Below are 16225 nucleotides of genomic sequence, written 5' to 3'. Positions count from 1 at the left end.
CACAAGTCACACCAAAACGGGGCAGGTTACGCACACAATTTCTCCACCACCGGACTCTCTTGACACGAGAATTGGTCTGGACCAAGCTGTTCGGCATGTCTATTGTCATGTCCATACGCAGCAGATTCGGGGTGGCCGCGGTCACCGCGGCACTCGCCCTCACCTTCCTCCCCGCGGGCCAGGCGTCCGCGGCGGACGTCAACAACGCCAGGAACGCCGGCTTCGAGTCCGGCCTGAGCAACTGGACCTGTTCCGCGAACAGCGGCACGACCGTCTCCTCCCCGGTGCACGGCGGCACCTCCGCGCTCAAGGCGACTCCGGCCGGTCAGGACAACGCCCGCTGCTCGCAGACGGTGGCGGTGAAGCCCAGCTCGACGTACACGCTGAGCGCCTGGGTGCAGGGCGGCTACACCTACCTGGGCGTGACGGGCACGGGCACCACCGACGTGTCCACCTGGACGCCCGACTCGACGGCCTGGAAACAGCTCTCGACCACCTTCACCACCGGCGCGTCCACGACCTCGGTGACGGTGTACACCCACGGCTGGTACGGACAGGCCGCCTACCACGCGGACGACGTCTCGGTGTTCGGCCCCGACGGCGGCGGTGGCACCGACCCCTCCCCCACCATCCCGGGCGCGCCGAGCGGGCTCTCCGTGGCGGGCACATCCTCGTCGTCGGTCTCCCTGGCCTGGAACACCGTCTCGGGCGCGACCGGCTACCACGTCTACCGCGACGGCACCAAGGTGACCGCGGTGACCGGCACCTCCGCGACCGTGACCGGGCTCGCGGCCTCGACGTCGTACTCCTTCCAGGTCACGGCGACCAACGCGGCCGGTGAGTCGCCGAAGTCGGCGGCGGTGACGGGGACGACCACGGCGGGCCCGGTGGGTCCGGCGCTCCCCAAGCACGCGGTGACCGGCTACTGGCAGAACTTCGACAACGGCGCGACCGTGCAGAAGCTCGCCGACGTCCAGTCCCAGTACGACATCATCGCCGTCGCCTTCGCGGACGCGACCTCGACGCCGGGCGCGGTGACCTTCAACCTGGACTCGGCCGGCCTCGGCGGCTACACCGTCGACCAGTTCAAGGCCGACATCAGGGCCAAGCAGGCCGCCGGGAAGAAGGTCATCGTCTCGGTGGGCGGCGAGCGCGGCACGGTCACGGTGAACGACTCGGCGTCGGCGACGAACTTCGCGAACTCGGTGTACGCGCTGATGCGGGAGTACGGCTTCGACGGCGTCGACATCGACCTGGAGAACGGCCTCAACGCCACCTACATGACGCAGGCGCTGCGCTCCCTGTCGGCGAAGGCGGGCTCGTCGCTGATCATCACGATGGCGCCGCAGACCATCGACATGCAGTCGACGTCGAACTCCTACTTCCAGACCGCGCTGAACATCAAGGACATCCTCACGGTCGTCAACATGCAGTACTACAACAGCGGTTCGATGCTGGGCTGCGACGGCAAGGTCTACAGCCAGGGCTCGGTGGACTTCCTGACCGCCCTGGCCTGCATCCAGCTGGAGGGCGGCCTCGCCCCGTCCCAGGTCGGGCTGGGGCTGCCGGCCTCGACGCGGGGCGCGGGCAGCGGGTACGTCTCGCCCACCGTCGTGAACAACGCCCTGGACTGCCTGGCGAAGGGCACGAACTGCGGCTCGTTCAGGCCGTCCAGGACCTATCCCGACCTGCGGGGCGCGATGACCTGGTCGACCAACTGGGACGCGGCGGCCGGGAACGCCTGGTCGAACGCGGTCGGGCCGCATGTCCACGCGCTGCCGTAGGCGCCGCCGGCCTCACCCCGTCGGACGGTAGTGGCCGAGCACCCAGGCGAGCTGCGGGAACCACTCCTGCAGCCTCGTCCGGGGCTTGGCCTCCACCACGCACTCGTAGAACCGGCCGTCCATGTGGACCACGGCGACCATCAGGGCCTTGCCGTCCGGGCTCGCCTTGTAGTGGACGCTGCGGATCTCGGGCCACTGGAACTCGAGCGTGTTCCCCGACATCTCGAAGGCGACGCCGGACGCGTCGACGACGACCGCGTTGCGCTTGTCGACGGCCAGGAAGTCCGGGCCGGCCGGGGCCGGCTGGGGCGGGAGGGGGGCGTACGGGGGCTGCGGCGCGGGGGCGTACTGCGGCGCGGGCTGCTGGTGGGCCGGCGGGTACTGCGGCGGCTGCGCGGGCTGGCCGGGCGCATACTGCGGTGGGGGTGGGCCGAAGCCTGGGCCGGGTGGGGGTGGGGGCTGCTCGGTCATTCGTGGGGTCCTCGGTCCGTGTGCTCGCGGTGAGCTTTTCTGCGTGGTGCGGTGAAACATTCTCCCTGCCCCGCCGCATCATTGAATGCTCCACTCCCCGAAGGGATTGTGTTCGTGCACGGACTTGGACTTGGCCACACACTCGTTCCACACCCACCGGCACCGGTCCCACTCCGCCAGCAGCGCGGCATGGGCAGCCGCCGACACACGCAGCCGGAACGTGTACCGGGCATGCCCACCCTCCCCGACCCCCTCACCGCCAACACTGGCACATGCGTTCGCCTGCCCAGGCTCCATCGGTGGCCTGCAGGCACAAAGGCGATCCTGGGCACCCTGCTGCCGCTCCTCCCCGACGACATCGACGGCGTCGAGCAGGGCGGCGACTACTCCTAGGTCGTCCTGGACGACGGCAAGGGCAGGAACTACGTCTTAGATCGACGCGCAGCACGGCATGGGCGACGTCGCCGACGAGCTGTTCGGGAGCGACGCGGAGACCCTGGCGGACGGCACCAAGGTCACGGACCGCGCGGACGCGGGCGACAAGGACGTCCCGGGCTGCGTGCGGTGGACCGTCGACACCCTGCGCACCGACGGCTTCCGCGTCGTGGTCAGCGCCTACAACGCGGACGGCCCGCACGCCGCCCCGTCCCGCGGGACACCGGCCCTGACCACGAAGCAGCTCCGGGAGATCGCCCTCAGCCCGCAGTGGGACCGGTTCCGCTAGGCCGTCAGAAGAAGTCCGCCCACGGCTGGTCCCAGATCTGCTTCACGCACAGCACCAGGAACAGCAGCCCCGCGATCGCCAGCATGGCGTTGCTCACCGGCCCGTTGCGCCACTCCCGCGGTGTGCGCGCGGAGTTGAGGAGCCAGATCAGCGTGCCGGCGAGGAAGGGGAGGAAGGCCGCGCCCAGGACGCCGTAGATGATGATCAGGCGGAACGGCTGGCCCTGGAAGAGCAGGACGATGGGCGGGAAGGTCAGCCAGAGCAGGTAGGCACGGAAGGGCCAGGAGCGCTCCCGCTCGCCGGAGGCGACCTCCTCGCCCTTCAGCTCCTCCCGGCCCCGGTAGCGCGCCACGAAGTCCGCGAACATCAGGCTCACGCCGTGCCAGACGCCGATCAGCGAGGTGAAGGAGGTGGCGAAGAAGCCGATCAGGAAGAACTTGGCCGTCACCGTGCCGTACTCGTCCGCCAGGATGTCGCCCAGCTGGATCAGGCCCTTGTCGCCGCTGGCGATGGCGATGTTGGCGGAGTGCAGCAGCTCGGCGCCGACGAACAGCATCGAGATGACGAAGATGCCTGTGGTGGCGTAGGCGACGCGGTTGTCCAGGCGCATCACCTTCATCCAGCCGGTGTCGGTCCAGCCCTTGGCGTTGACCCAGTAGCCGTACGCAGCAAGGGTGATGGTGCCGCCGACGCCGCCGATCAGGCCGAGGGTGTTGAGGATCGAGTCCTTCTCGTCGGGCAGGACGGGCAGCAGACCGGCGAAGGCGTCGGCGAGGTTCGGCGTGACGCGGATCGCCAGGTAGACCGTCACCACGAACATGACGCCCACCAGGACCGTCATGACCTTCTCGAAGACGGCGTACTTGTTGAACCAGACGAAGACCAGTCCGACCAGACCGCAGGCGATGGCCCACCACTCCAGGTCCATCACGTCCGGGAACAGCGCCTGCAGCGGCAGTGCGCTGGACGACATCGCGGCCGCGCCGTAGACGAAGCCCCAGATCACGACGTAGCCGACGAAGAACCAGGTGGTCCAGCGGCCGAGGCTCGCCCAGCCGTCGAAGAGGGTGCGGCCGGTGGACAGGTGCCAGCGTCCGGCCGCCTCGGCGAGGGAGATCTTCACCAGACAGCCGATGATCGCGGCCCAGAGGAGGGTGTAGCCGAAGTTGCTGCCCGCGATGAGGGTGGCGACCAGGTCGCCCGCGCCGACACCGGTCGCGGCGACGACGATGCCGGGGCCGATGTAGCGCCAACTGGACTTACGGGGACGGGAGTCCGCCTCGCCGACCCGTGATGCCGATGTGTTGCCCGTGGTGTCCGCCATGAGCGTCAAGAAAGCGCAAAGGCGCTGACGGGACAAGAGGGCGTGCGCGATCTCCACCCGATGTGCTCATGGAGGTTTGGCGGGCCCTACGACTGTCGCCGACAGCAGTCGTCGGACCCGCACGTCCCGAGCTCGAACCACACCGTCTTGCCCGTCGTGTCCTGCTGGCAGCCCCACCGCCGGGCCAGCGCGTCCACCAGGAACATTCCCCGGCCGCTCTCCGAGGCGCCCGCGTCCAGCACCGTGGGAACGCGGCGACCGGCGTCCCGGACCTCGCAGCGCAGGATCCCGTGCGCGGCGAAGAGGGTGAGCCGGAAGCGGCTCGCCGAGTGCAGCAGGGCATTCGTCGCCAGCTCGCTCACCAGCAGCTCGGCCACGTCCGCCACGTCGTCCAGGTCGGCGAGGCCCCATCCCTCCAGTTGTCGGCGGACCTCCGCGCGGGCCTCACGGACCGCGGAGGGACGGGGGTCGTACTCGACGCTCAGATGGCCGGCCCCCATGGGTGGTTGGGGATACGAACCGTACTGGTGATCGCGATCAGGGAAGCGCGCCCCGGAGAGGTGCAGCATGGGTCCACAGTGGCGGGTACGGGGGTACGCCCGCATGGGGAGGAATACCCGATTCCATACCTGCGCCGTGCATCCGCTACCCGTACTGCAGCCGTACGCTCGCGCCCTCCCCCTCCGCACGGACATCGACGTACGCGCACACCTGCCGTGCGAACCACAGCCCCTGCCCGGGTTCCAGTTCCGCGCTCGGCGGCGGTACGAAGCCGGCGAGCGGGTCGTCGACGCGGCGGGCGGCGCGCAGTTCGGCGACGCACGCGGGGGCCGCACCCCACAGCAGGGCTCCCTCGATCGGGCCGAGGGCCTGGGCCGCCTCGGTGACGGCCGTGGCGAACAACTCGGCGTCCGCGGCGGACAGTCCGCGCGCGCCCGCCCGGTCGCGTACGACGTCGGCGGTGGGCGCCGGGCCGGGGAGCCGCTCGGCGTCGGCGGGAGCCGGTGGCAGCGGTACGGCGTCGAGTTCCGCGGCGATGCGGACCGGGTCCTCGTAGACGTCGGTGTCGGGGTGGGCCCGGCGGGCGGCAGCCACGATGGCGGGGCCCGCGACGCGGGCGTCGTAGGCGCACAGGGCGGTCGTCGCGAGCGGGGCGAAGAGGAGGTTGGCGAGGGCCTCGTAACGGATCCACTCGGCGGTCTCGCGCGGCGAGCGGCCCGCGCGGCCGCCCCAGACGGGTTCCATGAGGAGGTGGATACGGCCGCCGGGGCCGGCGTTCGCGGCGAGGTAACCGGCGCCCTGCGCGATCGCGTTGGCGGCTGAGCCGGTGTACCACTCGGTGTGCGGGACGAGACCGACGTCCTTCGCGTCGGTGCCGAGGGCGTCGCGCAGGAGGTCCAGTCCGGCGGGGGCGGCGATGGCCACCGGCGGGGGTTCGCCGGGGGCGCCGAGGCCTTCGGTGAGGAAGGGCAGGGCGGCGGCGAGGAACTCCTCGTCGGTGGCGTAGACGGCCATACGGTGGTCGAAGGGGGACTGAGGCGGGGCCGATCGGGGGGACTGGGGGGTCATGGGGTGGGTTCTCCTTGGGAGCGGTTGGCGGACGGGCCGGTCGGGTGGCTCAGCGCTGGGCCGCCACCCAGGCCGCGATCTGGCTGCGGTTGCTGAAGCCGAGCTTGCCGAGGATGCGTTCCACATGGCCCTCTGCGGTGCGCCGGGCGATGACCAGGCGGTCGGCGATCTGCTGGTTGGCGAGGCCCTGGGCGACGAGTTCGGCGACCTCGGACTCGCGGCGGGTGAGGTGGACGCCGATGGTGGAGTGGAGGGACCCGGGTCTGCCGTTGGTCCTGCGGGGGCCGGTGGCGTCCGCCGCGCCCCTGATGCCCGTGGCATCCGCGGTGCGTGCCGGGCCCGTCCTGTTTCTGGCGCCCGGGGTGCCCGTGGGCCGTCGGGGCCGTCCGCCGTCGTTGACCGCGTAGTCGACGGTCTCCGCGAGACCCAGTCCCGTGCCGTGGTCGTACGCCCGTTGGAAGGCGGGTCCGTCGAGGGCCTCGCGGGCGCGGGTCTCGCTGTCCCGGCGGGTCGCGTTGAGGGCCGCCGATCCCCAGCGGTCGCTGTCGATGGCGGACCAGGTGCGGTCGGCCGCGCCGAGCAGGACGGCCGCGCGCTCGTGGGCGCCGGTCTCCGTGGCGACGCGGGCCAGGAGGTCGAGGGTGAGGGCGATGCCGGTGACGTCGTGGACGGCGAGTTTGAGCCGCAGGGCCTCGCGGGCCTGGTGTTCGGCCCGCCGCCAGTCGCGCCGCACGGTGTGGGCGAGGGCGAGCATCCGCAGGACGTACGAGTGCACCCACTCCTCGCCGTGCCGTTCGCACATCCGCCGGGCCCGCTCGCAGACCTCGACGGCACGGTCGGCCTCGCCCAGGAAGCCCAGGGCGCAGGCGAGTTCGACCTGGTCGAGGCCGTACAGGCTGAGGTGCTGGCCGGGGACGGGGCCGCGGGCGACGCTGGCCTCGAAGTGCTCGAGTGCGGTCGGCAGGTCGTCCATGAACAGGGTGATGACGCCGATGGCGTACGCGGCGTGGGCCGCCTCGGCCTCGTCGGCCAGCTCGCGGGCCAGGGCGTGGGCGTCGCGGGCGCGGGCGAGGCCGGCGGTGACGTCGTGGGTGGCGGCGGCGAGGAGGCCGGCGATCCACAGGCCGCGGGCCCGTTCCCGGGTCGGCTCCGGGTTGGCGGCGAGGGCGCGGTCGAGCCAGTGGCGGCCCTCGCGGGGGGCTCCGCAGGCGTGCCAGTAGAACCACAGGGTGCCGGCGAGGCGCAGTCCGGCGAGGCGTTCGCCCGGGGTGGTGAGGCTGAAGTCGAGGGCGCTGCGCAGGTTGTCCTGGTCGGCGCGCAGGCGTGCGACGATCCTTCGCTGGCCGGGCCCGAACCAGGCCTTCTCGCAGGCGGCGGCACGGTGCAGCATCCAGTCCCGTTGGCGGCGGCGGGCGGCGGGCTCCTCGCCGGGGAGCCGGTGCAGGCGGTCCAGGCCGTAGTGGCGGAGGGTGTCGAGGAGGCGGTAGCGGACGCCGTCGGGGCCGGACTCACGGCACAGTACGGACTTGTCGACGAGGCCGGTGACAGCGTCGAGGACGTCATGGGTGTCCGAGGGCTCCACATGCCCCGCCTCCTCCGCGCGCTCCCCCTCTGCGCGCTCCCCCTCTGTGCCCTCCCGCTCCGCGCACACCGCCTCCGAGCACACCGCCTCCGCCGTCTCCAGGTCGAAACTCCCCGCCAGCACCGACAACCGCGCCCACACCAGCCGCTCCCGCTCGGTGCACAGTTCGTGGCTCCAGTCGACGGCCGCGCGCAGGGTCTGGTGGCGGGGCAGGGCGGCTGGGCTGCCGCCGGTGAGGAGGCGGTAGCGGTCGTCGAGGCGGTCGAGGAGCTGGTCGACGTCGAGGACGCGCATACGGACGGCGGCGAGTTCGATGGCCAGGGGAAGGCCGTCGAGGCGGCGGCACAGGCGGGCGACGGCCACCCGGTTCGCGGCGGTCAGCCGGAAACCGGGGACCACCGCGGCGGCCCGGTCGGCGAACAGGGCGAGGGCCGGGTAGCCCTCGGGGGCGGAGAGGTCGCCGTCGGGGTCGGGGACCGGCAGCGGTCGTACGTCCAGGAGGTGTTCCTCGGTCAGGCCCAGGCGGTGGCGGCTGGTGGCCAGGATCCGTACGCCGGACGTGCCGTGCAGCAGGGCCGCGGCGAGTTCGGCGCAGGCCGGCAGCAGGTGTTCGCAGTTGTCGATCAGCAGCAGCAGCCGACGGTCCCGCACCCGCTCCACCAGCGCCTGCAACGGCGGCCGCGCGGAGTGGTCGTGCAGGTCGAGCGCGTCGGCGGCGGCCAGCGGGACGAGTTCGGGGTCGTCCAGACCGGAGAGGTGGACGAAGCGCACGCCGTCCGGGAAGGTGCGCCGTACGGCGGCCGCGATGCGCGCGGCGAGGCGGGTCTTGCCGACACCGCCGGGTCCGGTCAGCGTGACCAGCCGGGTCCTGGACAGCAGTTCGCGTCCCGCGGCGAGTTCGCCGCGCCGGTCGACGAAGCTGGTCGTCTCGACCGGCAGCTGGTGGTCCCGTCGTGGCGCTGATCCGCCCATGATCAGCCGTTCCTCTGGGGTGTCGTCCGAAGGAGCCGGGGAGGCGGAGGGTGCGGCGTTCCCCACCACTCCCGCCGCTCCCACCGCTCCCCCCTTGCGCGGTTCCTCACCCTTCCCGCCCCTCGCGCCGCCCCGCACGTCCGGATCACACCCCTGGGTGGACTTGGTCGGAGACCGCTCCGCGCGGAAGGTGCACGCGTACACTGCGCGGCTGATTTCCGCATGATTCTCGCCGTCGATCAGCGAGTCACCCTTGACCTGAACATGCCACCGCTCCACGATGAGCGCCACACCCGCATCACGTACGTCGCACTGAACCCCACCCCCCACTCCCACAAGGAGAATTCATGCGACTCCGCATCCGCGGCTCAGGCGCTCGAAGCGGCAGACGGACCGCCACACTCGCGGCACTGCTCGCCCTCACGCTCGCGGCGCCTCTCTCCGCGAACGTGACCGCGAACGCCGACAGCGCCGCCAAGCCGGCCCCTTCGGCCGACGACGTCCGGCAGTACGAGATCCATATGCACTCGACGGCCAAGGACCGCACGGCACTTCAGCGGACCGGCGTGACCGTGGACGAGGTCCACGGTCACGGTGTGGTCGTCTCCGGCCGCGCGGACCAGATCAAGAAGCTGAAGGCGCAGGGCTACGACGTCACCCCGCTCGGCGCGGTCCCCGACCGCTCCGCCGGTGAGGACGACATCCGTCTCTACGACTTCCCGTCCGGCGACTCGCGCTACCACAACTACGCGGAGATGACGAGCGAGATCAACTCCCTCGTCTCGGCCAACTCCTCGATCGCGAGCCAGCGCGTCATCGGCACGTCGTACCAGGGCCGGAACATCGTCGCGATCAAGATCAGCGACAACGTGGGGACGGACGAGTCCGAGCCCGAGGTCCTCTTCACGCACCATCAGCACGCCCGTGAGCACCTGACGGTCGAGATGGCGCTGTACCTGCTGCGCGAGCTGACCTCCGACTACGGCAGCGACTCCCGCGTCACCAGCATGGTGAACAACCGCGAGATCTGGATCATCCCCGACCTCAACCCGGACGGCGGCGAGTACGACATCGCCACCGGCTCCTACCGGTCGTGGCGCAAGAACCGGCAGCCCAACTCCGGTTCCTCGTACGTCGGGACCGACATGAACCGGAACTGGAACTACCGGTGGGGTTGCTGCGGCGGTTCGTCGGGGTCGCCGTCCTCGGACACCTACCGGGGTACGGCGCCCGAATCCGCGCCCGAGGTGAAGGTGGTCGCGAACTTCGTGCGCAGCCGGGTCGTGGGCGGCGTCCAGCAGATCAAGGCGGGCATCGACTTCCACACGTACAGCGAGCTGGTGCTGTGGCCGTTCGGGTACACGTCCTCCGACACCACGACCGGGATGACGGCCGACGACCGGAACGCGTTCGCGACGGTCGGTCAGAAGATGGCGGCAAGCAACGGCTACACGCCGGAGCAGTCCAGTGACCTGTACATCACCGACGGGTCGATCGACGACTGGCTGTGGGGGTCCCAGAAGATCTTCGGGTACACCTTCGAGATGTACCCGTCGTCCAGCGGGGGTGGCGGGTTCTACCCGCCCGACGAGGTGATCGAGCGGGAGACGTCCCGGAACAGGGATGCGGTGTTGCAGTTGCTGGAGAACGCCGACTGTATGTACCGGTCGATCGGGAAGGAAGCCCAGTACTGCAGCTAACTACTTGACGTCGGCTTCCTCGGCGTCCGCTTCGTCGGCGTCCGCGTCCTCGAAGTAGGCGTCGAGGACCGCGTCCAGCTGTTCGTCCCACTCCTTGAAGCGGCTCCTGGCCGTCGCCTCGATCTCGATCGGGTACCAGCGGCGGTCAGGAGTGTGCACCGTGACGGTGAAACGCTTCCCGAAGCGCGGGGACTCCGTCTCGACGGCGCCGATCTCGTCCCAGCGGAACTCGCACTCCTGGTCGTCCAGGGAGAGCCGTACGCCCTTGTGGTCGGCGACGATACGGGCCCGGCGGTCGGCGGCCTCGAAGACGGGGCCGTCGGCGGGAGCCTCGTCGTCGTCCTCCTCGCCGTCCGCCGCGTCGGCTGCCTCGCCGTCGTCCGTGTCGTCCTGCGCCACGGCCCCGGCGTCCGTCGCCTCGGACTCGGTGTCCTCGGAACCGGTCTCCGCGGATCCCGTCTCCGGCTCCTCGGAGGCGGCCTCCTCGGCGACGTCCTTCTCCTTCACACCCCCCGGCTTGGCGGACGCGGGCGTGGTGAGCCCAGGGATGAAGGCCGGGTCGAAACCGGCGCCTTCCAGAGGCTGGCTGCCTGAACCTATGCGCTGCTCCACAACGGGCAGTATGGCGGACGAGCCTGTGCCTTGGGGCGCCGGGGGCGGAAGCCGTCTCACGGTGCGGACGGGACGGGACTGACTCACTCGTCCATGAAGACGATCCGGCGGGCGGGTCCCGCGGAGCCGGCTGCCGTGGCGGCCGCCGTCCGACCGGCCGGCACCGCGCGCTCGCGGCCCCAGGCGCGGATCTCCTCGATCTGCTCGGGGTTGACCCGGCTGAGCGGGACGGTGTTGGCGAAGGCGTCGAGCAGGAAGGACGGCTTCAGGCGGTCGGCGCCGCCGCAGCGGTAGGCCTCCTGGCCGGCGTCGTGCAGGGTGGACTCGATGTCGGACCCGGCGAAGCCCTCGGAGAGGTCGACGAGGCGGTCCACCTGCTCCCGCTCCGGCTGCGTCTTCAGATAGCGGCGGTAGTAGAGCTCGATGATCTCCCTGCGGTCCTCGCCGTCGGGCAGGTCCACGAAGAACAGCTCGTCGAAGCGGCCCTTGCGCAGCAGCTCCGGCGGCAGACTGCGGATGTCGTTGGCGGTGGCCACGACGAACGCCCTGGACCGGGACTCCTGGAGCCAGAACAGGAACTGGCCGATGATCCGCTGCGGTACGCCGGACATGTCGTCGCGGCCGGCGAGGCCCTTCTCGATCTCGTCGATCCACAGGATGCAGGGCGCCACCCGGTCCGCCATCGCCAGGGCCTCCCGGAAGCGGCCCTCAGACTCGCCGAGGTACTTGCCGTGGATGCTGGCCATGTCGAGCCGGTAGAGCGGGAGCCGCCACTCGTGGGAAATGGCTTTGGCCGACAGCGACTTGCCGCAGCCGGGTACGCCCACGAGCAGGACGCCCCGGGGCGGCCGCAGCTCCGTGTCGCGCAGGTCGGCGTGCATCATGTCGTGCTTGCGGCGCAGCCACTCCCGCAGACTGGTCAGGCCGCCGACCGTGTAGTCGCTCTCCTTGAGGTGGACGCGCTCCAGTCCCGTGAGGTCGCTGAAGATACGGTCCTTGGCCTGGGCGAGCCCGAGGACGTCGCCCTTGAGGATGGAACCCTTGGCGGCGATGGTGGCCATGAGGTTGATGCACTCGGCCTCGGTGACCCCGCTGAGGAACTCGGCCGCGCGCCGGGCGTCGTTCTCGTCCCACTCGATGGGGATGTGGCCCTGGTGGTCGCCGAGGAAGCCGGAGAGCGTGCCGTACATCTCGTCGGTGTCCGGCAGGTCCAGGTGCAGGCTCATGCCGAGCCGTTGCAGACCGCTCCAGATCGGGGCGTCGGTGATCAGGACGATGCTGCCCGAGTTGTTGTCGGCGAGCCGGGCGAGTTCGGCGATGTGCCGGGTGACGGGGGTGTCGTCCTCGAGGTGGTCGGGGTCGACGAACACCACGGTGGCGTTGGCGCGGCTGCTGAACTGCGCGGCCGCGAAGTCCATGGCCCCGGTCAGCGAACGGTCGTCGTGCACCGGGGCGTTGGTCCTGAGGTCGCGCAGGCCGGTGGCCCGGGTGTAGATCCAGAACGGCATGCTGCTGCGACGCGCCTGGGTGGCCGCCTCCCGCAGCAGCCGCAGGGCGCGCTGCTGCTCGATGGTCCGCATGCCGATCACGGGTACTCGGGCGGAGATGTAGCTGTCGAGGTGGGCCAGGCTTTCGGTGAAGTTCGACATGCGGGCCTTCGGTGGCGTGGGCGGACGGCGGGTGTTCGGTGGGGACGCGGTGTCAGTCGGTGATCACCCGGCGGCGGGGACCGGCCCCGGGGGACTGGGCCGCCCACGGGTCGGGTACGGCATGGGCCGCCGGGGTCTGCGGGGCGTCCGTGAGCAGGGCGATGAGGGAGTTGTCCCGGAGGGTGCGGCGGCGTCGCTCGATCCAGCGCGGGTCGGAGCCGCCCGCGGCGGCGAGTCCGTCCAGGGCGCGTTCCATCTGGTCGTGCAGGTCCCTGATCTGACCGTCGACCAGTTCGGTGAACCGGGTACGGGTCGACTCGGGCAGCCCCGGGTGCCCGGCGAGCGCCCGCACCGACCGCAGCCCCTCCCTGGCCTGGGTCAGCGCCCGGCCCGCCGAGAACTCGTCCGGTGCCGCGGTCATCGCCGCCAGGAACCGGTCGGCCCAGGAGCGCAGCCGTGCGTCGAGGGCGTTCCCGAAGTGCAGGGCGAACCGCTCCCAGGTCTCGCCGGGCCACTGCTCCTCGGCGAGCGCCGGCAGCGCACCCGGGTCCACCGGCTCCTCGGCGGCCCATCGGCGCAGGAACTCCGCCCAGGTCTCGTAGGCCCCGCCATGCCCCCAGTACGTGCTCACGCCGTGCCACGGGGTCGGCGTACGACGGTCTCGCCGGGCGGCAGCGGCTCCCAATCCGGCAGCCCTTCGGCGATCTTGCGCACCCGGCTGGTGACCCGCTCCCCGGCGGACCTGCGGGTGGCCCCCCAGGGCGAGGCCGCACCGCCCGCCCCGGCGGCGCCCCAGGGCGAGGACGCGGTGGAGGCGGGCGCGGGAGCGACGGGCGCCGGGGCGGCTGCGGGCACCTGCCCGGCGTAGGCGCGCTGGGCGGGGCCGGAGGCCGGTGCGGGCGCGGTGGGTCCGGGGACGGCGGACGGCGGGCCGTAACCGGGCGCCGGGGCCGAGCCGGGCGCCGGGGCGGCCGCGGGCACCTGCCCGGCATAAGCCCGCTGGGCGGTACCGGACGCCGATGCGGGCGCGGTGGCCGACGGGGCCGTGGCCGGCGGACCGAAGCCGGGCGCGGAGCCCGAGCCGGGTCCCTGACCGGGGACGGGCACCGCTCCGGGAACGGACGGCCGACCGGAACCGGAAGCCACACCCGGAACAGAGCCCTGACCGGAGACCGGCCCCGCACCGGGCGCCGCCCCCGTGGGTGCCTCCACGGGTGTCTCCGTCGGCGTCGACCACTGCGGATCCCCCGGCGGTCTGCGGGGCGGTGGCGGAGCGGATGCGTAGGCGTCGGAGTCCGGGCCGTTGGTGGTCATGATGCGTTGTCCTCCTTGCTGACGGTGCGGCCCTCGAAGGGGGAGGCGCCCCGCGTCGCGGTGGCCAGGGACTGGATCAGTTCCCGGCAGCCGGGCTCGACGCCGTCGGCGGTGCGCAGCTTGGCGTTCCAGTCGGTGAGTTCGGCGGAGGCCGCCCGCAGATGGTGCAGTGACTCCTGCTTGGCCGACGCCAGGATCCCGCGGGCGTTGTTCTGGAGGCGCTGGGCGGCCTGGGCGCCGTTGTACAGGACGAGCCCCCAGACGCCGCCGGTGATCAGGGCGACCACCAGCGCGAACCCGAAGCTGAAGGACCCGACGACCACCAGGATGCCGAACAGGACCAGCGCGAGCGGCGTCGCCTTCTTCGCCCACGGGAAGGCGAAGGAGTCGATGAAGGGCCTCATGTGCTGGTCCCAGTGCGCGGACAGCGACCGCTCCAGGTCGGCCAGCGGCTGGGTGAACGAGCCAGTCCACGGCGGCAGTTGGAAGGTCCGCGCGGCCACCGTGTACGCCGTGCCGAACTGCGCCTGCACGTCCTGCGGCACCGCGGCCCGGTAGTCCCGGGTGAACTGGGCGTGCGCCTGCAGGAACCACTCCTGGCAGGCGGCGACGGCCAGCCGCTGGGTCGCCGGCGAGGTGCCGATCGCCGCCGGGTTGAGCGCCGCGGTGGTCTGCACGGTCAGGTAGTCGAGCGTCTCGTCGTACGAGGCGGAGTCCGCGTCCGCCGCCCTGCGGGCCTCGTCCAGGTCGCCGCCGTGGTCGATGACCGCGTGGTTGAAGGCCAGTTCGCGGCGCAGGGGCAGCTCGTCGTTGTCGTACTCGGAGACGAGGCGGTCGAGGATGTCGTCGACGGCGTCCTCCAGACGCTGCGACGGCTGGAACTCGCGGGCCATGATCGCCTGGTACTTGTCGAGCACCGCCTGCTGGGCGCGGGCCCGGCCGAGGACGGAGTCGAGCTGCGCCCACTGCGGGCTGACCTGGGCCAGCCGCGGGAACTCGGCGGCCGCGGAGGGCTGGGCGAGGGAGTCGATCTCCTCGCGCCAGCGGGTGATCTGCCGCGCTTGGGCGTCCGCGCTGTCCATGAGCTGCTCGCGCCAGCCGGCCAGCGTGCTGTCGAGCAGTTCACGGCCGGCGAGCCCGAACGCGCCCTGAGCGATGGACTCCAGGATGACCGCGAACTCCCGGCCGAGGGCCGCCGGGTCCTGGGCGATCAGATAGTGCCGCAGCCAGCGCACCGCCGCCTCCCGGCGGTCCTGCCGGCGCAGCACGAGGGCGAAGAACAGCGAGGTGCGGTCCGGCGAGCGACGGAAGGCCTCCTCGACGGCCTTCTCGCACAGCGTGCGGTCGTCGGCCGACCAGGAGGCGAGGGCCACCAGGGCGGGCGCCAGCCAGTAGCGGGGCGTCTGGATCATCAGCTGGTCGCCGACGAGCCGGACGTTGTCCTCGGAGACCAGGCCCAGGTCGAAGGCCTGGAGCATGCCGACGGCGGTGCGCCGTACGGTCTTGTGGTGGCCGAACTCGTGGTCGACCTGGTCCTGGATCACGCCGACGCGGGTCTCGGCGCGCTGGACGTTGGCGGTGAGCTGGGCGGTCTTGACGAAGGCGAGGAACTCGTCGCGCAGTTCCTGCAGTTCGGTGCGGGTCTGCTGCTGGTTGGCCTCGACGGCCGAGACCTGGCCGGACACGGAGCCCACCTGCTCACTGAGCCGGACCACGAGGTTGCTGACCTGCTGCACCTTCTGGTGAAGGGCGTAGTCCACCTCGGACATGCGGTTTCTCCGATCAGACGTGCGATGTCAGGGACGGGCGGGGAGTGGGGGGCCGGGCGGACGTGGGCGGGCGTGCGTCAGGGACGGACGACCGTCCCGTCGTCGAGGACCGGCAGGAGCAGGCCCCCGGAGTAGACCTCGACGAAGGCGTAGCCGCCGGAGCGCACCAGCATCCGGGCGCCCGCGAACGGTTCGGGCACCTGGTCGGAGGGGGCGAAGTGGCGGACGATCACCTGGAAGAGGTCGAGCTGGTGGTCGACGTAGGGCGGGCCCAGGTAGCAGCGGGCGAGGAAGCCGAGCGGGATCTCGCCGTAACCGGCCTGGTACTGCTCGCCGATCCACTCGGCCAGCTGCCGGCGCGCGTTCTCGTCCAGGCCCGCGTCGAGCCGGCCCACCGCGTCGCGCAGTTCCCGCGGGCGCGGGGCGAGGCGCTCGCGGCGCAGCGGGGCCGCGGGGCCCGGTGCACCGACGGCGCGGCGCGAGGTGCCCGTGGTGAGGTTCTGGCCGGTGCCCCGCAGGACGTCCGACGAGGTGGAGGGTGTGCCGGCGACGCCGCCCGGCTGCACGATGCGTCGAGGCCGCTCGAACTGGCCCATGTCTCCCCCGACTTGAGTTCCAGCGCGGTCCGCCGTTCTGCGCGTTCCGCGAGAGGTGAAGAATAGTGACGTCAGGTCAATAGTGCGAGCACATCGGCCACTTGGCACACCCGCGACCGGTTTCGGGCCAGGATCCGCCCCGGCTCCGACCAGTTCACT

Annotated in this window: 15 protein-coding genes and 1 pseudogene; 4 read left to right on the top strand and 12 right to left on the bottom strand. The window is 71.7% G+C overall.

What is annotated here, in order from left to right:
* Nucleotides 1-107 precede the first annotated feature (107 nt).
* Nucleotides 108-1784, top strand: a complete 1677-nt coding sequence (locus tag ACIBAG_RS23585; protein WP_399107730.1) for a chitinase — start codon at nucleotides 108-110, stop codon at nucleotides 1782-1784.
* 12 nt (nucleotides 1785-1796) lie between these two features.
* Here the strand turns inward: ACIBAG_RS23585 and ACIBAG_RS23580 are convergent, their stop codons facing one another.
* Both ACIBAG_RS23580 and ACIBAG_RS23575 read right to left on the bottom strand, forming a co-directional pair.
* Complete coding sequence (locus ACIBAG_RS23580) at nucleotides 1797-2255, bottom strand: hypothetical protein (protein ID WP_399107468.1); 459 nt, start codon at nucleotides 2253-2255, stop codon at nucleotides 1797-1799.
* Nucleotides 2256-2360: 105 nt separating this feature from the next.
* Nucleotides 2361-2552: pseudogene (locus ACIBAG_RS23575) on the bottom strand (RNA-guided endonuclease TnpB family protein); the annotation flags it as partial.
* Between ACIBAG_RS23575 and ACIBAG_RS23570 the strand changes: the two are divergent.
* Together ACIBAG_RS23570 and ACIBAG_RS23565 are read left to right on the top strand one after the other, a co-directional pair.
* Nucleotides 2487-2648, top strand: coding sequence for a hypothetical protein (locus ACIBAG_RS23570; protein WP_399107744.1), 162 nt, complete (start codon nucleotides 2487-2489; stop codon nucleotides 2646-2648). The pseudogene ACIBAG_RS23575 and the gene ACIBAG_RS23570 sit on opposite strands and share 66 nt — an antisense overlap.
* 58 nt (nucleotides 2649-2706) lie before the next feature.
* Complete coding sequence (locus tag ACIBAG_RS23565; RefSeq protein ID WP_399107467.1) at nucleotides 2707-2979, top strand: hypothetical protein; 273 nt, start codon at nucleotides 2707-2709, stop codon at nucleotides 2977-2979.
* Nucleotides 2980-2983: 4 nt separating this feature from the next.
* Here the strand turns inward: ACIBAG_RS23565 and ACIBAG_RS23560 are convergent, their stop codons facing one another.
* The 4 genes from ACIBAG_RS23560 to ACIBAG_RS23545 all read right to left on the bottom strand — a co-directional run bounded on the left by ACIBAG_RS23560 (nucleotide 2984) and on the right by ACIBAG_RS23545 (nucleotide 8426).
* Nucleotides 2984-4303: an Nramp family divalent metal transporter gene (locus ACIBAG_RS23560; RefSeq protein ID WP_399107466.1), complete on the bottom strand. Its 1320-nt coding sequence runs from the start codon at nucleotides 4301-4303 to the stop codon at nucleotides 2984-2986.
* Nucleotides 4304-4389: 86 nt separating this feature from the next.
* Entirely contained in the window at nucleotides 4390-4872 is a 483-nt protein-coding gene (locus ACIBAG_RS23555; RefSeq protein WP_399107465.1) for an ATP-binding protein, read from the bottom strand.
* Nucleotides 4873-4948: 76 nt separating this feature from the next.
* Nucleotides 4949-5872, bottom strand: a complete 924-nt coding sequence (locus ACIBAG_RS23550; RefSeq protein WP_399107464.1) for an anti-sigma factor RsbA family regulatory protein — start codon at nucleotides 5870-5872, stop codon at nucleotides 4949-4951.
* Between the two features lie 49 nt (nucleotides 5873-5921).
* Nucleotides 5922-8426, bottom strand: a complete 2505-nt coding sequence (locus ACIBAG_RS23545; protein ID WP_399107463.1) for an ATP-binding protein — start codon at nucleotides 8424-8426, stop codon at nucleotides 5922-5924.
* A gap of 347 nt (nucleotides 8427-8773) precedes the next feature.
* Here ACIBAG_RS23545 and ACIBAG_RS23540 point away from each other — a divergent pair, with 347 nt between their 5' ends.
* Nucleotides 8774-10126, top strand: a complete 1353-nt coding sequence (locus ACIBAG_RS23540; RefSeq protein WP_399107462.1) for a M14 family metallopeptidase — start codon at nucleotides 8774-8776, stop codon at nucleotides 10124-10126.
* On the opposite strand, the gene ACIBAG_RS23535 is transcribed toward ACIBAG_RS23540, so the two are convergent.
* The 6 genes from ACIBAG_RS23535 to ACIBAG_RS23510 all read right to left on the bottom strand — a co-directional run bounded on the left by ACIBAG_RS23535 (nucleotide 10127) and on the right by ACIBAG_RS23510 (nucleotide 16066).
* On the bottom strand, nucleotides 10127-10738 hold the full coding sequence (locus ACIBAG_RS23535; protein WP_399107461.1) for a hypothetical protein: 612 nt from the start codon (nucleotides 10736-10738) through the stop codon (nucleotides 10127-10129). It lies immediately after the preceding gene.
* An 83-nt stretch (nucleotides 10739-10821) separates the two neighbouring features.
* Nucleotides 10822-12387, bottom strand: a complete 1566-nt coding sequence (locus ACIBAG_RS23530; RefSeq protein ID WP_399107460.1) for an AAA family ATPase — start codon at nucleotides 12385-12387, stop codon at nucleotides 10822-10824.
* Nucleotides 12388-12439: 52 nt separating this feature from the next.
* A complete protein-coding gene (locus tag ACIBAG_RS23525; protein WP_399107459.1) occupies nucleotides 12440-13018 on the bottom strand; it encodes a hypothetical protein in 579 nt (192 codons plus the stop codon).
* Nucleotides 13015-13701 (bottom strand): hypothetical protein, encoded by a 687-nt coding sequence (locus ACIBAG_RS23520; protein ID WP_399107458.1) that lies wholly within the window; start codon nucleotides 13699-13701, stop codon nucleotides 13015-13017. Before ACIBAG_RS23520 ends, ACIBAG_RS23525 begins: the two co-directional genes overlap by 4 nt.
* Nucleotides 13698-15470 carry a hypothetical protein gene (locus ACIBAG_RS23515; protein WP_399107457.1) on the bottom strand — a complete coding sequence of 591 codons (1773 nt, stop codon included), beginning with the start codon at nucleotides 15468-15470 and terminating at the stop codon, nucleotides 13698-13700. Before ACIBAG_RS23515 ends, ACIBAG_RS23520 begins: the two co-directional genes overlap by 4 nt.
* 77 nt (nucleotides 15471-15547) lie before the next feature.
* On the bottom strand, nucleotides 15548-16066 hold the full coding sequence (locus tag ACIBAG_RS23510; RefSeq protein ID WP_399107456.1) for a hypothetical protein: 519 nt from the start codon (nucleotides 16064-16066) through the stop codon (nucleotides 15548-15550).
* Between the last annotated feature and the right edge of the window lie 159 nt (nucleotides 16067-16225).

The organism is Streptomyces sp. NPDC051243 (genome assembly GCF_044455405.1).
Classification (GTDB): Bacteria; Actinomycetota; Actinomycetes; order Streptomycetales; family Streptomycetaceae; genus Streptomyces.
This window is presented reverse-complemented; position numbering and strand designations above follow the sequence as displayed.

Excerpts from the sequence above, each read along its gene's own strand:
- ACIBAG_RS23585 (WP_399107730.1), top strand. The coding sequence starts at position 108 with ATGTCCATACGCAGCAGATTCGGGGTGGCCGCGGTCACCGCGGCACTC.
- ACIBAG_RS23580 (WP_399107468.1), bottom strand. The coding sequence starts at position 2,255 with ATGACCGAGCAGCCCCCACCCCCACCCGGCCCAGGCTTCGGCCCACCC.
- ACIBAG_RS23570 (WP_399107744.1), top strand. The coding sequence starts at position 2,487 with ATGCCCACCCTCCCCGACCCCCTCACCGCCAACACTGGCACATGCGTT.
- ACIBAG_RS23565 (WP_399107467.1), top strand. The coding sequence starts at position 2,707 with ATGGGCGACGTCGCCGACGAGCTGTTCGGGAGCGACGCGGAGACCCTG.
- ACIBAG_RS23560 (WP_399107466.1), bottom strand. The coding sequence starts at position 4,303 with ATGGCGGACACCACGGGCAACACATCGGCATCACGGGTCGGCGAGGCG.
- ACIBAG_RS23555 (WP_399107465.1), bottom strand. The coding sequence starts at position 4,872 with ATGCTGCACCTCTCCGGGGCGCGCTTCCCTGATCGCGATCACCAGTAC.
- ACIBAG_RS23550 (WP_399107464.1), bottom strand. The coding sequence starts at position 5,872 with ATGACCCCCCAGTCCCCCCGATCGGCCCCGCCTCAGTCCCCCTTCGAC.
- ACIBAG_RS23545 (WP_399107463.1), bottom strand. The coding sequence starts at position 8,426 with ATGGGCGGATCAGCGCCACGACGGGACCACCAGCTGCCGGTCGAGACG.
- ACIBAG_RS23540 (WP_399107462.1), top strand. The coding sequence starts at position 8,774 with ATGCGACTCCGCATCCGCGGCTCAGGCGCTCGAAGCGGCAGACGGACC.
- ACIBAG_RS23530 (WP_399107460.1), bottom strand. The coding sequence starts at position 12,387 with ATGTCGAACTTCACCGAAAGCCTGGCCCACCTCGACAGCTACATCTCC.
- ACIBAG_RS23520 (WP_399107458.1), bottom strand. The coding sequence starts at position 13,701 with ATGACCACCAACGGCCCGGACTCCGACGCCTACGCATCCGCTCCGCCA.
- ACIBAG_RS23515 (WP_399107457.1), bottom strand. The coding sequence starts at position 15,470 with ATGTCCGAGGTGGACTACGCCCTTCACCAGAAGGTGCAGCAGGTCAGC.
- ACIBAG_RS23510 (WP_399107456.1), bottom strand. The coding sequence starts at position 16,066 with ATGGGCCAGTTCGAGCGGCCTCGACGCATCGTGCAGCCGGGCGGCGTC.